Annotated in this window: 17 protein-coding genes; 10 read left to right on the plus strand and 7 right to left on the minus strand. The window is 36.1% G+C overall.

Annotated elements, in window-relative coordinates; translation table 11 throughout:
• The first annotated feature begins 8 nt into the window (after window positions 1-8).
• The 3 genes from sucB to M900_RS02820 all read left to right on the plus strand — a co-directional run bounded on the left by sucB (window position 9) and on the right by M900_RS02820 (window position 4,168).
• On the plus strand, window positions 9-1,637 hold the full coding sequence (gene sucB, locus M900_RS02810; protein ID WP_021273526.1) for a 2-oxoglutarate dehydrogenase, E2 component, dihydrolipoamide succinyltransferase: 1,629 nt from the start codon (window positions 9-11) through the stop codon (window positions 1,635-1,637).
• Window positions 1,638-1,852: 215 nt separating this feature from the next.
• On the plus strand, window positions 1,853-3,592 hold the full coding sequence (locus M900_RS02815; protein ID WP_021273332.1) for a hypothetical protein: 1,740 nt from the start codon (window positions 1,853-1,855) through the stop codon (window positions 3,590-3,592).
• A gap of 120 nt (window positions 3,593-3,712) precedes the next feature.
• The gene (locus M900_RS02820) at window positions 3,713-4,168 is read left to right on the plus strand and encodes a hypothetical protein (protein WP_021273208.1); all 456 of its coding nucleotides are present in this window, start codon (window positions 3,713-3,715) and stop codon (window positions 4,166-4,168) included.
• Here the strand turns inward: M900_RS02820 and M900_RS02825 are convergent.
• Complete coding sequence (locus M900_RS02825) at window positions 4,165-4,605, minus strand: YcgN family cysteine cluster protein (RefSeq protein WP_021273412.1); 441 nt, start codon at window positions 4,603-4,605, stop codon at window positions 4,165-4,167. The two genes, M900_RS02820 and M900_RS02825, sit on opposite strands and share 4 nt — an antisense overlap.
• 68 nt (window positions 4,606-4,673) lie before the next feature.
• The gene (locus tag M900_RS02830) at window positions 4,674-5,501 is read right to left on the minus strand and encodes an endonuclease I family protein (RefSeq protein WP_021273260.1); all 828 of its coding nucleotides are present in this window, start codon (window positions 5,499-5,501) and stop codon (window positions 4,674-4,676) included.
• A gap of 212 nt (window positions 5,502-5,713) precedes the next feature.
• On the opposite strand from M900_RS02830, the gene M900_RS02835 reads away from it, so the two are divergent.
• Window positions 5,714-6,109 (plus strand): hypothetical protein, encoded by a 396-nt coding sequence (locus M900_RS02835; protein WP_021273072.1) that lies wholly within the window; start codon window positions 5,714-5,716, stop codon window positions 6,107-6,109.
• A 20-nt stretch (window positions 6,110-6,129) separates the two neighbouring features.
• On the opposite strand, the gene M900_RS02840 is transcribed toward M900_RS02835, so the two are convergent.
• The gene (locus tag M900_RS02840; RefSeq protein WP_021273045.1) at window positions 6,130-7,011 is read right to left on the minus strand and encodes a metallophosphoesterase; all 882 of its coding nucleotides are present in this window, start codon (window positions 7,009-7,011) and stop codon (window positions 6,130-6,132) included.
• Window positions 6,984-8,246: a replication-associated recombination protein A gene (locus M900_RS02845; protein ID WP_021273274.1), complete on the minus strand. Its 1,263-nt coding sequence runs from the start codon at window positions 8,244-8,246 to the stop codon at window positions 6,984-6,986. Before M900_RS02845 ends, M900_RS02840 begins: the two co-directional genes overlap by 28 nt.
• A 132-nt stretch (window positions 8,247-8,378) precedes the next feature.
• Here M900_RS02845 and rpsU point away from each other — a divergent pair, with 132 nt between their 5' ends.
• Window positions 8,379-8,603: a 30S ribosomal protein S21 gene (gene rpsU / locus M900_RS02850; RefSeq protein WP_021273216.1), complete on the plus strand. Its 225-nt coding sequence runs from the start codon at window positions 8,379-8,381 to the stop codon at window positions 8,601-8,603.
• 122 nt (window positions 8,604-8,725) lie between these two features.
• Entirely contained in the window at window positions 8,726-9,190 is a 465-nt protein-coding gene (locus tag M900_RS02855) for a hypothetical protein (RefSeq protein ID WP_021273102.1), read from the plus strand.
• On the opposite strand, the gene M900_RS02860 is transcribed toward M900_RS02855, so the two are convergent.
• The 3 genes from M900_RS02860 to M900_RS02870 all read right to left on the minus strand — a co-directional run bounded on the left by M900_RS02860 (window position 9,168) and on the right by M900_RS02870 (window position 11,262).
• Entirely contained in the window at window positions 9,168-9,992 is an 825-nt protein-coding gene (locus M900_RS02860) for a hypothetical protein (protein WP_198295934.1), read from the minus strand. The two genes, M900_RS02855 and M900_RS02860, sit on opposite strands and share 23 nt — an antisense overlap.
• Window positions 9,993-10,032: 40 nt before the next feature.
• Entirely contained in the window at window positions 10,033-10,599 is a 567-nt protein-coding gene (locus tag M900_RS02865) for a hypothetical protein (RefSeq protein ID WP_021273140.1), read from the minus strand.
• Between the two features lie 234 nt (window positions 10,600-10,833).
• Window positions 10,834-11,262: a hypothetical protein gene (locus M900_RS02870; protein ID WP_021273336.1), complete on the minus strand. Its 429-nt coding sequence runs from the start codon at window positions 11,260-11,262 to the stop codon at window positions 10,834-10,836.
• Window positions 11,263-11,495: 233 nt separating this feature from the next.
• On the opposite strand from M900_RS02870, the gene M900_RS02875 reads away from it, so the two are divergent.
• Genes M900_RS02875 through M900_RS02890 form a run of 4 tightly spaced genes read left to right on the plus strand, consistent with a single transcriptional unit; the run spans window position 11,496 to window position 14,445 of the window.
• The gene (locus M900_RS02875) at window positions 11,496-12,281 is read left to right on the plus strand and encodes a hypothetical protein (protein ID WP_021273575.1); all 786 of its coding nucleotides are present in this window, start codon (window positions 11,496-11,498) and stop codon (window positions 12,279-12,281) included.
• Window positions 12,278-12,751: a hypothetical protein gene (locus M900_RS02880; protein ID WP_021273176.1), complete on the plus strand. Its 474-nt coding sequence runs from the start codon at window positions 12,278-12,280 to the stop codon at window positions 12,749-12,751. Before M900_RS02875 ends, M900_RS02880 begins: the two co-directional genes overlap by 4 nt.
• Window positions 12,752-12,754: 3 nt before the next feature.
• Window positions 12,755-13,729, plus strand: coding sequence for a lipoyl synthase (lipA, locus tag M900_RS02885; RefSeq protein ID WP_021273431.1), 975 nt, complete (start codon window positions 12,755-12,757; stop codon window positions 13,727-13,729).
• On the plus strand, window positions 13,726-14,445 hold the full coding sequence (locus tag M900_RS02890) for a biotin/lipoate A/B protein ligase (protein WP_021273280.1): 720 nt from the start codon (window positions 13,726-13,728) through the stop codon (window positions 14,443-14,445). The genes lipA and M900_RS02890 overlap by 4 nt, the downstream gene beginning before the upstream one ends.
• Window positions 14,446-14,526 lie beyond the last annotated feature (81 nt).

The following is a 14,526-nucleotide window of genomic DNA, read 5'->3' on the forward strand; positions in this document are numbered from 1 at the left end:
AGAAATATATGAGACACGAAATTGTAATGCCACAAATGGGAGAGTCGATCACGACTGGTACTATTACAAAATGGCACAAGCAAGTAGGAGAGACAATTAAATTAGACGAAGTTCTACTTGAGATCTCTACAGATAAAGTTGAATCAGAAATTCCTTCACCATTTGAAGGAAAAGTTGTTGAGCTAAAGGCATCAGAAGGTGACACGATTGACGTTGGTGTTTTAATCGCTGTTATTGATGATGACGTTAACGCTTCGGCATCTGCACCAGCAGCAGCTGCTCCAGCGGCTTCAGCACCAGCGGCGGCTCCGGCAGCTTCAAGTGCACCAGCAGCAGGAAGTGATAGAATGGATATCGTAATGCCACAAATGGGTGAGTCTATTACAACTGGTACTATTACAAAGTGGCACAAGCAACCAGGTGATATGGTTGAAATTGATGAAATTCTTCTTGATATTTCAACTGATAAAGTTGAATCAGAAATCCCATCACCAATCTCAGGAAGACTTGAAGAAGTTCTTTTTGCTGAAGGTGAAACTATTGATGTTGGTGTAAAGATCGCATCGATTGAAATGAATACTTCTATCCCATTTGGTGGTGGAGCTTCTACAGCATCAGCTCCAGCGGCGTCTGCTCCGGCAGCAGCACCTGCTGCGGCAGTAGCTTCAACTCCAGTTGCAGCAGCTGAGCCAACAGGAAGAAGATTCTATACTCCACTTGTTAAAGCTCTAGCAGCGAAGCACGGAGTTGCTCTATCTGAACTTGCTAATCTTAAGGGTTCTGGGGCAGCTGGAAGAGTGAATAAAGATGATTTCATGAACTACCTAGGTAACCGTGGTACAGCTCCTGTGGCATCAGCTCCAGCAGCTAGTGCTCCAAAACCAGCTTCTGCATCATCTGCACCAAGTGCTGCTAATATTGCAGCGGCGACAAGTGGACGCGTTGAAATTATTCCAATGGATAACATGAGAAAAGCAATTGCTCGTAATATGATTGCAAGTAAAATGACTTCTCCACACGTTAACTCTATTGATCAAGTTGATATGACAAGACTTGTGAAGTTTAGAGATTCATTTAAAAATGAATTTAAGAAGCAAGAAGGTTTCTCTCTAACTTATACTCACTTCATTCTTTATGCTCTAGTTCAAGCGCTTAAAGAATTCCCTCTTGTTAACGCTTCAATTGATGGTGATAACATTATCGTTAAGAAAGACATTAATCTTGGATGTGCAGTAGCCGTTCCTGGAAATGGTCTTGTTGTTCCAGTTATCAAGGGAGCAGACAACTTAAATATTACAGGTATCGCGAGAGCTCTTGATGCTCTTGTAAATAAAGCAAGAGCGAAGAAGCTTTCAATGGATGATCTATCAGGTGGAACATATACATTCACTAACAACGGATCATTTGGAATTATGGCCGCGACGCCAGTAATTCTTCAACCACAATTGGGTATCTTCTGTGTTGGTACAATTAAAAAAGCACCAGTCGTAACTGATGACCTTGCGATTGCTATCAGAGATATTATGTATGCAACACATACATATGATCACAGACTAATTGATGGAGAACTAGGTTCTAAGTTTCTTAAGCATGTAATTAACACGCTTGAGACAATGGACCCATCAAGTTTATTCTAATTTTATGAAAGGCCTCGAAAGAGGCCTTTTTTTTTCCACCCGAAAGTAGATACGGAAATTTTATCCTTTAATTATTGTATAAAAACTATACAGCTTTATAAGCTATGTCAGTCTAAATAAACGGTTAAGTTGTAAATCAATAAGAAAGCTGTTTTTTTTTAGGGAGATGTTGGCACTTATCTTGCTCTTTTAAAAACATGATAAGAATATTGTTTTTGTTTATTTTTGTTTTTCACTCAACGTTTGCCCAGGTGAGTGGTGAATATTATAATGGTTGCCGAAGTTTCTACAATGTAAAGTGGGCCCACTCATATTTTAAAGTTGCGAATAGAGCTGATATTGATATTGAAGAACCAGTTATGGTTAACTATGGAGCTGGTTACGAGTCTAATGAATTTAAGTCTAGTTTAAAAAGTTTTCAACTGAATCTTTTTCAAAAGCTTAATTATGAGATTGCGCGAAAAGTTCTCTTTAGAAGTGTTGATCAAAGTATTAATATTTACTATTTGATTGATACTCAAAAAATGCCATCATCAGGTAGAACAATAAACCATATGATTTCTTATCTTCCTGGTTGGATTTCTAAGAATTATTGTCGACACTATTGTGAAGATGAAACGAAGCTTAAGAATTATATTTCGGAAAAGCTTGATGGTATAAGTCGATATAATCCAAAAAGATACACATTTGAAGAGCTCTCTGAATCACTTAGTTTCCTCATAAGTAGTTTAAATAATAAGATTGATCGTAGAGAGTTTAAAACATACGAAGATTATTTGAAGTCATATTTTTTCATGTTTAAGGGAACTTTTGGCATTTTGATGTTAACTTCTGAAATTCAGGAGATCGTCGGTTTACCACTTACTAAAGAGGAGTTTCGAGACAGTTCAAAAAGACATAATGAAAAAATTGATGCTGAGGATGTCGAAGATGCCTATCGCGGCTATCTAAAAATGATAAAGAATAATTGGTCAAAAGTTGGAAATATCATAACTAAAAATTTAGCGAGTGCTACACTAGCTAGGGAAAATAGTGGCTCTTATGAAGAAAAGGAAGAGAGATTGACGAATGAGATTAGTACCTTTAGCCAATTTACTCTTCATGCTCCAGATATTGTTGCCCAAACTTTTAAAGAAAACACATTGTTTAGTGATAATTACTGCCTAATTTATGACTTAGTAGATTATGCTTACGTGACACAGGGATCTCTCGAATCTGGAGAATCTTCACAGTGGTATCTTGCCCCAATTCTACTTGGGATGTTGTTTATACCGTTTATCTTAACCGGTGGAGCTATTTTTGCTATGAGCTGGATTTTTTACGGGCTTACTGCCATTACTGTGGCAGATATTGGAATGAAGTCATATAAGCTCTATAATAATCAACAGGAAAAAGAATTTGCACATTTTTTAACATCCATGTCTGAGAGAGATCAGTATCAGCTTCAGGAACTTCTGAAGATGAAGGCGCAGTTTATTCAAGATGGAAAAGCGGTTGGGGCAATTTTAGCCTTGGAATTAATTGGTTTAGGAATAGCTTCTAAGGTTATAAAAGTTACTGAAAAAATTTATCAAAAGATTTCTAGAGTTGATATGATTGATGATGTTATTAGAGCTGCTTCTCGAAGTGATTTAAGCGGTAAGAGCACTCGTTTTTTTCTTATGCAGAAAAATATTTCTATTAATGATCTTGAAACTTACCTAGCAAAACTAAGTGATAAAGAAATGTTTGAATTCATGATGAAGTTGAAATCAGCATCTATTGGGAAGAAAGTTTTTGCATCAGAGCTAGCTGTCGAAGGAACAAAGATGAGTTATGTCTATGCTAACTCCAGCTTTTATGGAGAAATAAATCCAGCGACTATTATCTTTGATGTTTTGACAAAGAAATATTTAAATAAAGAAAAGCAATATGAGTTGGATGCTTCTCTTGATGGACTTTACATCTCTCCATAACTTCAATAGTTATAATAAAATAGTAAGAAGGCCTCGAAAGAGGCCTTTTTTTATGATCTAAATCATTTCTATTTTATATTCTCCTAAGCTATGATTTTCTTAACTTTTAAAGGAGATCGTATGAAAAATTTATTATTGATTTTAACTCTTGTTCTTTTAGGTTCGTGCTCATCGGCAGTAAAAGAAGAAGTACGTGAGGATAGAATGACTGTAGGTCATATATCTCAAGAACAAATGATTGATAAAATGAGAGAGATGATAAATAGAATCCCTGGTATTACAAAGGATCAGCACGATAAGCTTTTAAACCTTCATGCTGATGTTTATGCAGACTCTCAAGATATCTCAGAAAAAATTAAACAAAATAAAGTTCTTCTTTTCAAGTATCTTGCTGAAGATAAGAATAAAGAAATTAACTTTGTTAAGAAAGATCTTAAGAAGCTTTATAATCGTAAGTTAGAGCTTATGTTCCAGGCTTTTGATAAAGTAAAAGCAATCTTAGGTAAAGATGCAAAAAAAGTAATGTCAGATGAAGAATTTAGACTTTACCATGGTTTTTCACACGAAAGATTCTAGAAGTCTTCTTCGTCGATTATAAATAGGTCAAGGTCATCGGGATCGACTTCGTCTTCACTGATGGCCATTCCTTTTACTGAAATTTCTTCTTCATGTACCAGGCTTCTATCTCCTGAAATTAAATGATGCCATTCATACAGGTCCTGACCTGTCGCAATTAATTTATAAGCACAGGTTTGTGGAAGAATTGGAAGTAGGGAATCAAGTTTCTCAGGAGAAATCTTAATACATGAAGGAACGTTTTTTAATCGGTTAGGATAGTCTGTACACTGACATGTTTCACAGTCTAAAAATCGACAACTAACCCAAGTAAAAGCTACCTCTCCATCATCTTCAAGTTTATTGAGACAACACTTTCCACAACCATCGCAAAGGCTTTCCCACTGCTCCTCAGAGAGTTGATTAAGAGGAATATCTTTCCAAAATTCTTTGCCCATTCTTTAATCCAAGTCAAAAAAAAAGGCCTAGAATTCTCTAGGCCTAATTTTATATTTTTAGCTATTTTCTAGAAGTCTTTAATTACGTCAACCAGTTCAGGCATGTCAACGAATGGATTTCTGTTATTTTGAACTTGAAAGATTTGCTCATTTCTATCTCTCTCGTCAGCATCTACAGGATCTTCATTATGCCATCTCTTAAGAGTTTCTTCTTGGTTTCTGTCGATTTTAATTTGGTATCTAACTGAGAAGTAGAAAAGTGCTCTTGCAACATTTCCTTTGTGCTCTGTTGGTGGCTCAAAGCTGTTTCCATTTAAGCTTCTTGAAGCTGTACAATCTTCATCTACATAAAGATCACCATCAATATCTTTAAATGGATAGTTACCTCTTACAGAGTTCGCATGAGAATCTGTTGGGTAAAGGTGGTGAAGGTCAGATTTTTGCATTTCTTTTGGAAATCTACCCGTGAATTTAGATTGTGGCCAAGTGTGCTCACAGTTAATGATATTGTTATTTGGGATTCTACCTGGTCCCATTCTTGTTTGGCGTTCTCTAATCTCTTTATTGCAGTAAACGTCTTTAATAAAGTAACCCTCGCCATCTTTTTCTAAGTGAATTTTACCAAAAAGAACTTTTCTCGCTCCACTGTAACCAAGAACGTTTTGTGAGTAGCATTTCCCTTTTCCTGAAGAACATCCAAGAACATCATGCCCTCCTGAAACTTGCTGGTGTGTGCTGTCTAAAACGTCGAAAAGGAAAGTTTTAAGCTCATCTTGATCAACATTTGTGTTCGACTTTAAGTACTTTCCTAACTCTGTTGGATAGTACGTGTTGAAGTCCTCTGCCGCTGTTGTAAATGATACAAGTAGTAGTGTTGCTAGAATTGTTTTAATCACGTTGTGCCCCTTTGTGAAGTGCAGAGATCATACATAAAATTATTAACATTGCTAATACCTTTTTTAAGTTAAACTTATAAAAAAAATGATTATTTCCGTTTTATAAGTACTTGATGCGTTGCTATATGTATAGGGGTATAAACTCTTTGCCAAATCGTCTCTGTTTATCTATAACCGCACGACAACAACACAAAAAATGTTCAGGAGTAATTATGCGCACACTAATTATTGCACTTATCGCTGGTCTCTCTTTCAATGTATTTGCAGATAAGAATACTTGTTTAGAGAAGCTTACTTATAACTTTTCTGTAGATAGTAGAGCATTCAAATTAGATACTGACTCGATTAATATTACAGCTCATGAAAATGATCACCTAGCAATTTCAATTGAAATGATTAGAGCTCTCTTAAACTTTAATGGATGTGATGGAAGAAGCGATATTAATTTTGGATGGGGACCACTAGGAAGAACTTCAAGTAGCTGTAGAACTCTAGTTGGAAAGAGAGAGAACTCTCAAGTATGTTATGTTGAAACTGATCTTGGTTACTTCTTTGTGACTAACGATCTTCAAACAACTGCTCATATTATTTTTAGTCGTTGGGATTAATCCCAACGGCGAAAGCCTTTTTAATCTAAAATCGTTCGAAACGCTTCTTCACTTTCTTTGTTAAAATTAATTACTTTAAAAATGATATTAATTTTACCATTCACTTTTTCAAGTACAACATAACCAAGATCTGATTTTACAAATAGAGTTGTCGGTAATTTCTTTACTGGCCTAAGCTTTGCACCTGCTCCTGAAATTAATTGAAAAGTATGCTCATCAATTTTTTCGTAAGATAGTTGGTGATCATGTCCTGAGATATAAAGAGGAGTGTGATCCTTAACGTATTTTTCAAGAAAACTTTTTATTAGTCCTGTTGCATTCCCATGGTCACCTGAACTCACAAGTGGATGGTGCCCAATAATAAAACTTGAAGAACAATTAATGAGTTCATTGACTTTGTTTCTAAGCCATTTCTCCTGGCTTCCTCGGTAGTTTAAGTTTGTGTCGATAAAAAGTAGGCATGCATCTTGAAAGCGCGCTAAATAGTAGTAGTTAGGGAAGACAATACTCTCATTTGTCTTTGCGAGATCGAGATAAGGTTTAGGGTCTCTTCTATAGTCATGATTTCCAAGTGTCAGAAAAAATCTCGATGTCGTCATACTTTCTGCAAATGGGTCGAGAAAGTTTAATTTAAATTTAGGGTCATCAGTACTCTTAAGGCCATCAGGATAAATTAGGTCTCCTGTATGAATAATGTTCTTGCAGTTTTCTTTGGACATTTCCTTTGCCACCAGATGTTGGTCGCTACTTCCTGTTCCTGTATCTCCAATAATACAAACCTTACTATCAAAAAGATTTTCAAGGTACACCTCATCTTCAACTTTTGAATAATCGTGAAAAAGATTGCAGGATGAGAGTGCAAATAATGTTGAGATTACAAGTATGTTTTTAGATTTTTCCATAAACCTTTAAGCCTTTCTTTTATATTCTTTTCAACACCCACATCCGTTGGGTGGTAAAACTGAGGAGTATTCTTTGGTGCGTATTCTTGTGTCACAAAATTTCCTGGATGCCCATGAGGGTACTGATATTTGATTTTGTGATTAGGTGCTGGAAAATTTCGAAGATGCATAGGAACTTCGATTGTTTGATTATCTTGGACATAAGCGAGTGCACTATTAATGGCCTCATAGGCCTTGTTACTCTTTACTGTTGAGGCAAGGTAAGTCGTCGCTTGTGCTAAAGAGATTCTGGCTTCTGGCATTCCTATTTGTGATACAACCTGTAATGTATTGACGGCAATATTAAGTGCTCCAATATCTGCATTTCCAACATCTTCAGAAGCAAAAATAACGAGTCTTCGGGCTATAAATACAGGATCTTCTCCTCCATCAAGCATCACGGCCAGCCAAAGAATAGCCGCATCGGGATCGGAACCACGCATACTTTTGATAAATGCCGAGATCACATCATAATGGCGGTCTTGGTTTTTATCATAGGCGCGAGCATTTTCGAGAATTATTTCCTTAAGATTACTTTCGCTATAGTCATCCCTTTCTTTAAGATCAATGAGAAGTTCAAAGTTATTCAAAACCTTCCTTGCATCTCCATCACTAAAATTGATCAGAATCTCTCTCTCTGACTTTGTGATTTCTATTTTTTCAAGGGAGAGAGCGCGATCTAGGATCTGTTCGAGGTTGTCAAGATTATGGTTCTTAATCTCTACGATCTGAAGCCTTGATAGTAGAGCACGATTTAAAGAAGATCTTGGATTCTCTGTTGTTGCGCCAATTAGTATGAAGGCTCCACTTTCAATGTGTGGTAGCAGGGCATCCTGTTGAGACTTATTAAAGCGATGAATCTCATCGATAAAGATAATACTTTTCTTACCATACTCATCGCGAATACTTTTCACATGGGCCATAAGCTTTTTAAGCTCTGGAATTCCACCCATGACAGCACTAAAGCTTTCAAAATGGTAACCAGAGTTCTCTGCCAAGACGTGGGCGAGTGTCGTTTTTCCACAGCCAGGAGGACCCCAAATCAAAAGACTTGGAATTTGATCCCTAGAGAGAAATGGATACTTTGCTACTAATTTTTCAAGACCAATGTAGTCCTCCCTCTGTTTTGGGCGAAGACGGTGGGCCAGTGGACCATCGGGCAAAGAACTCTCAGTATTAAATAATCCTTGTTGCAAAGCGTAATCCTTCTTGTACTTTTTAATTGACACTGGGCCATGACTATCATAACTTATGGCTTCGAGTCTCGTAAAGAGTTAGATTGATTCGTTAAAGGATCAAATTATCTTTGGTAGAAGGGGGTGAATACTATGGACCAAGATTACTCAATCAAGATCGACATTGACGAAAAAATTGGTGTTGAAAGAGCTCTTAAGAAATTTAAGAGATTTTGTGAGTCTTACGGTGTTATTAGAGAATATCGTAAAAGACAAGAGTATAAGAAACCTTCTATCAGAAACAAAGAGAAGCTTGCAGCTGCTGATAAGAGAAGAAAGAAGGCAAACGTTAAGTACTCTAGAACTTCAAAAATGTAATTAGTTTCTAATTATACTAAAGGCTCCGAAAGGAGCCTTTTTTGTTTTCCCTGCTTGAGGAAACTCCTTCCCACATATCGTCTTGTACTAAAACCTGTTAAGATGAGCTGTAGGAGGGGATCATGAGGATCGTAAACAGTGAAAGAGTTTTTGGCATAGTTCGAAAATACTTATTTCTCTTTTTTATTTCACTCACATTTTCTACTTCGTTTATCCTGTTGTCACAGGAGAAAATTGAGCAATATGCTTATCTAATGCCACCTGAACTTTTAGGTCTCGAAGTTGTTGGAATCTGTACGACAGCATTCCTGATTCTTTTTGTTATCACTGCTATATTTCTTAGTATTCATCTTTATAAGGTCCTAAGTAACGAGTACCTTAGAATTATTGACGGGTTTATCGAAGGGCCAACAGCAACGGGGGAGAGGCAAGTTCTTTCCTACTCTCAGATTAGAGATATGGGGCGTGACTTGTTTGGCCAATTCACGATTAGTGGCGATTCACTAAATTTAGTATTGCCTGGAAAGTTATCAGTAAGTCAGGAGCGTAAGCTTCAAAGAATTATTAAAAAATCAGCTTTAAGATAGAATTCCAACGATTGTGCATTAGTTTTACTATTTTAATATATTGTTCTGGAAATTCCTTCGAACCTTTTTCTAGGTTCATATGATAAGTATTCCAAGTTAAGTTCAGTTTTCCAAGTTCGAGTATGAACCATTTTGGTGAGTAGTTGTTGATCATTCTCTCTTCAAGTGGAGCAATAAAGTGAATTAAAAGTGCTTCAAATGTATCTTGGAGAGTTTCTGGAATGAGGTCAATAAAAACAAAGTTGATAACGATATTAAATCGAATCACAGTATTGGATAGATCTGTGAAAAGTGGAGTGTAGGTTGTGTAGACAGTTGAGTTTACAATTTTCTTCAGTTCGAGATAGCGTTGAATTTGCGAATTTAAAACTTCAACATCATCAAGATGTTTTGTGAAAGACATATAGCCTGCAATATTATCATCTTTCAAAAAATCGCGATGAATACTTTCTTTACGAAGGGTTTGAATGTTCTTATCTACTTCGTAAGAGCTATTTAGTAGTGAAGAAACATCAACCTCGCAGTAAGCTTGTTCTTTTTGTTGCTGTTCACATTCTGTGAATTTTGCATTGTAGTCAAAAATAAATTTTAGGGCAGATTCGCGAAGTTTAATAATTGATGCGTGAATAGGAGAGAGCTTTTTAGCAATTAAATAGTATTCGGCCTTAATATTCTTAAGCTGAGGACGGATATAGCGATTATGTGCGTCCTTGTTTAGTTTTAATTTCTTTTCGTCAAACTTAAAGTATGGGTAAGACGCAAAGATATTAAATGAGAATAGGAAAATAATTAAAAACTTCATTAGCTTAATGATTGAAAACGTTGAAGCTTTTGTCAACGAATTAACCTGCTAGCTTGTAGTCTTCACTCTCTGAATACATTTTAATTTTCAGGTAAACAGGCTGCTTTGAGATACTTTCAAGTTTTGAAAACCAGCAATCACAGTTACCATCAAGCTTGATTTGAATATTTTTAAAATTCTTATGATTTTTAGCCAGGTTTTTTGGAAATAGCCTAAGTGGAGATGATGACAGTTTAAAAATTACTTCGTGATCATTATTAATTCTTCCGGAGTAGATTGCAGTTAAACAAATAAATGTTCCTGCATCCGAAGCTTCAATTTCAATTGGACCATGCTCTGCATTTGTAGAGTTGATAATATTCACAAGTTCATTTGAGTAACGCGTGATCTCTAATGGACATAAATGTTGAAATTGGCGAATGATCTTACGATGATTTGAGCTAAGCTCTCTTTTTTCATTTTCTTGAAAATTAAAATCTTTAAATCCGTGCATAACGACTTGATCGAGGGGAATACTAGGGGTATCAAATTTAAAGTTAATTGATTTCTTTGGACCTTTCGATCTGTTAAGAGTGATTTTTCCTTTAAAGATATTCTGCTCAGTCATGTTGTCTCCTCGATAATTTTCTTTTCGGTGAGAAACCCTACTAATTTTAGACATTATTATAACAAATTACTAAGGTAATGAAATTTATTGAATGGAAACATATAATTTTGGGGGGTTATGACTTCTTATGAGATTGGAAATGATATTAAAATCTGCCCAAAATAAGAAAGGCCAAGAAATTTCTTTCTTGGCCTACACGCAAACTTTATTGAACATCCCTGGAGGGATTAGAACTTATTTACAGTTTGGAACTTCGAATAGTTCAGTTCTGATTAGTTTTTCAGATGAGCTATTTCTTGTTTCAGTAACTTTGTAGAACTCAACTTTAGATACCATTGGGTAAGATTTAGCAACTTTTTCAAATTTTACACAATCTTGATTTCTGTTACCGTACTGAACACATACGTTTTGTACGTAATCAACTGGAGTAACTAGGAACTTCTTTTCAGTTGGGATTCTAACTTCTCTTTCTTTTGAAGTTCTAACGATTTTGTAAAGTTGAACTTTAAAAGTTGTTTGAAGATCACCATCGTTGTTTAAACAAGTGCTTGTAATTGGAACGATTGCACCTGGGAAAAGAACTGTGTTTGCAGACTCTCTTACATAAGTGTTTCTAGCAAATGAAGTAACAGCAACTAAAGCAACTAAGATAAATTTTTTCATGTAATTCTCCTTTAAGGTTTGTTTATTTCTTCTCTTTTGAATTTCTTGTGTGAAGCAGTTCTAGGATGGTCAAATCGACTTATCAATTTTTGTGGATAATAGGTTCATTTTTTAGGGACAAGTTCCAAACATCGGGCAAAAATTGGGACAAATACTAAATTTGTCCGAAAAATCGTCCAATTTCTACAGGGTTTATTGAAAAGAGGTATTAAAGCAAGTTATAACAATTTCCAATGTTTACTACCGAAAAAACACATTTTGATAGCCTTTCTGAGCAGGTTTCTCACGACCTGAGGAGTATTCTCTTCGAGTTCAAAGATGAGAAAATCGGTATGCGTATGCTTTCTTCTCGAATGGGAATACATGAGAAGACATTGAAGCGCTTAATCGCGCAAGACAATAAGCCTGGCTACCAAACTCTCTATAAGATCTATCGTGTTCTTACTCAGGCCAGAAACGATTCTGAGCTACTTGATAATGTTGCACCTTGTATTAAGGAAGCTCTAATAAAGGGCAATCCAAAGGTTCAAACAAATAAAGAAATTATTTTCTCTAGTGATCTGGAAGAAGAGTTATTACGTGATCGTTGTTTTAGCGAAATTTATTTTATGGCCGGCTGTGGCCCAATTGCTAAGGAATACATTGGTTTTCGTTTTGGTGAACACGGTATTGATACTCTAAAGAAGATGTTGAAGCTGCAGGTTCTCGACGTGGCCCGAGATGGAATGATTATTCTTGGGAAAAATCAGATTAATATATCCGCTGAGGCGATTAAGGTCTTAGGTCTTCATATGGTTGATCGATTTTCTAGACCAGAGAAGACCGATGATGCAGGAGAGAATTTCCTGGGAATATATGCAGAGGGACTAAGTCCAGAAGCATATAACGAATGGCTCAAAATTGATGAAGAGGCTTATCGAAAGAAAATAGAATTATGTCGTGATAAGAAAAGTAGAGGAACGATTAGGGCCTTTACATTTATGACTACAGATAAAATGAACCCGGGAATGAAGAAATGAAGTTACTTACAATTTTACTTATGACAATTTCAGCTATTGCTGGTGTGGGCGATAGTGCTGGGGGAAGTTCTAAATCTTGGAATGATCTATATAAATTGAAAGATATTAAATACTATTTCGATCTTCCGACATATAAATTTGACGATGGGGTGAGATATCCTGCTCATAGGATTTGCCTAGAGGGTAATACTGTGAGATCTATTGAAAAGTATCAGCAACACTCTTTAGTGATTAGTAATGGTCGTGGAGATCAGATGGAGTGGGTCAAGGGAGAACTAGACTTTTCTCGTCGTCCTATTGAGGTACCAACTGATGATAACTCAAGAAATGATGTTAAGCTTGAAGAAGTTGTTAAAGTTTATAGGGTTCAAAAATTTGGCTCGAATAGAAATGGATTTACCTTTAGACGTGGAAAAGAGCTTTTTAGTAAGAAATTAGAAATTAAAAATTGTGAAGAATACGATGAGTAAATAATGTACGACTATGACAAACAGCGAGAGCTAGTAAAAATAAAAAGAGAAAAAGCATCAGATGCTTTAAGAAGGAAAGCTGAGAAGGCTCCTGTAACGAGAGAGCGCAAGCCTGAATGGTTTAAAGTTCCACTTCCTAGTGGTGACAATTATCAAGATCTGAAAAAAAATCTAAGAGAAAATAAAATTTGGACAGTTTGTGAAGAAGCTAGCTGTCCTAACTTATCGGAGTGCTGGTCTGCGAAGACGGCAACAATGATGATTCTAGGTGGGACTTGTACTCGAGCCTGTAAGTTTTGTCACGTTGATACAGGAAACCCAAAAGGGCTAATTAACAAAGAAGAAATTGAAAACGCTGCCAAGATGGCAAAGATGATGTCACTTAATTATTTGGTTATTACGAGTGTGGATCGTGATGATCTTCCTGACTTTGGGGCATCCCATTTTGCAGATGTTATTCGCTCGGTAAAAAATAACCATTCATCAACATTAGTTGAAGTTTTGATTCCTGACTTCAATGGTGTTGAAGAGCACATGAAGACTTTAGGGGATGCTGATCCTTTTGTAATCGCTCAAAATGTTGAGACAGTAAAACGTCTTACTTATGATGTGAGAGATCGTAGAGCAGGGTATGAGCAAACTCTTAATTGTTTAAAGTTTTATAAAGAGAATTACCCTCATATTTCGACGAAGACATCTCTCATGGTTGGACTTGGTGAAACTATTGAAGAGCTGATTGCATGTATGGATGATCTTAGGGCCGTTAATTGTGATATTATTACTTTTGGGCAGTATTTAAGACCAACACCTCGACATCTTCCTGTTCAAAGGTATTACCGCCCTGAAGAATTTGAAGAACTCAAACGAATAGCTTATGAAAAAGGCTTTAAGTTTGTAGCAAGTGGACCTCTTGTTCGCAGTAGCTACAAGGCTGCGGACTATTTGAAACACTTGAGAGATCAGGGTCATCAAGTATGAAAATAATTGAAGGTCTTAATCTCGCCGATTTCGATTTAGAACTTTCTAACTTCATTCAAAAAGATGACCATACAGTTTTTGTGATTAAAGAAAATTGGGATTATATGCTAGCCCATGATTTTCAAGAAGTAATCTTAGACCGAGTTTATGCAGATAAAACTCAACGAGTCTATATTATCTGCAATCATCCCCATTGCTTAACGCTTGGAAGGGGATTACAAAAGAAACTTACTCCTGATATTAGCTTGATTGACTTCGATGAGTCTCTTCGAGAGAAGCTTGATATTCCTATTCATAATATTAAGCGAGGTGGAGGTGTAACATTTCACTACCCAGGACAACTAGTTTTTTATCCTATAATAAGTTTAGAAAACCAAAAACTTGCTGTGATGGATTTTCTTCGCGGAACAATTAGAAAATTTAAAACAATTCTTGAAGAAAGATTTCATCTCGAAAATCTCGATGCTGACAATGAACTCATTGGACTCTGGTGTGGGAGTCGCAAGATTGCTTCAATGGGATTATCCACTCGTCGCTTTGTGACCTATCATGGCTTAGCACTGAATCTCTATCAAGACGAAAAAATGTCAAAGATTCTAAGAACTGTTTACCCCTGTGGACTTAGCGGAGCGATTTATCAATCAATAGATGAGCTTCTTCCTTTGGAAAGTGACCTTTTCAATAAAATAACCGACTCTTTAACTGCAAATATCTAGCAAAACCTGTTCAATTATTCCACTTAACCATAAAGTCTCAATAAAACTAAATTATCTAAGTAAATTAATCGAAAAATATTT

This window comes from Bacteriovorax sp. Seq25_V, from assembly GCF_000447795.1.
GTDB lineage: Bacteria > Bdellovibrionota > Bacteriovoracia > Bacteriovoracales > Bacteriovoracaceae > Halobacteriovorax_A.

Excerpts from the sequence above, each read along its gene's own strand:
- sucB (WP_021273526.1), top strand. The coding sequence starts at position 9 with ATGAGACACGAAATTGTAATGCCACAAATGGGAGAGTCGATCACGACT.
- M900_RS02820 (WP_021273208.1), top strand. The coding sequence starts at position 3,713 with ATGAAAAATTTATTATTGATTTTAACTCTTGTTCTTTTAGGTTCGTGC.
- M900_RS02825 (WP_021273412.1), bottom strand. The coding sequence starts at position 4,605 with ATGGGCAAAGAATTTTGGAAAGATATTCCTCTTAATCAACTCTCTGAG.
- M900_RS02835 (WP_021273072.1), top strand. The coding sequence starts at position 5,714 with ATGCGCACACTAATTATTGCACTTATCGCTGGTCTCTCTTTCAATGTA.
- M900_RS02840 (WP_021273045.1), bottom strand. The coding sequence starts at position 7,011 with ATGGAAAAATCTAAAAACATACTTGTAATCTCAACATTATTTGCACTC.
- rpsU (WP_021273216.1), top strand. The coding sequence starts at position 8,379 with ATGGACCAAGATTACTCAATCAAGATCGACATTGACGAAAAAATTGGT.
- M900_RS02855 (WP_021273102.1), top strand. The coding sequence starts at position 8,726 with ATGAGGATCGTAAACAGTGAAAGAGTTTTTGGCATAGTTCGAAAATAC.
- M900_RS02860 (WP_198295934.1), bottom strand. The coding sequence starts at position 9,992 with ATGAAGTTTTTAATTATTTTCCTATTCTCATTTAATATCTTTGCGTCT.
- M900_RS02865 (WP_021273140.1), bottom strand. The coding sequence starts at position 10,599 with ATGACTGAGCAGAATATCTTTAAAGGAAAAATCACTCTTAACAGATCG.
- M900_RS02870 (WP_021273336.1), bottom strand. The coding sequence starts at position 11,262 with ATGAAAAAATTTATCTTAGTTGCTTTAGTTGCTGTTACTTCATTTGCT.
- M900_RS02875 (WP_021273575.1), top strand. The coding sequence starts at position 11,496 with ATGTTTACTACCGAAAAAACACATTTTGATAGCCTTTCTGAGCAGGTT.
- M900_RS02880 (WP_021273176.1), top strand. The coding sequence starts at position 12,278 with ATGAAGTTACTTACAATTTTACTTATGACAATTTCAGCTATTGCTGGT.
- lipA (WP_021273431.1), top strand. The coding sequence starts at position 12,755 with ATGTACGACTATGACAAACAGCGAGAGCTAGTAAAAATAAAAAGAGAA.
- M900_RS02890 (WP_021273280.1), top strand. The coding sequence starts at position 13,726 with ATGAAAATAATTGAAGGTCTTAATCTCGCCGATTTCGATTTAGAACTT.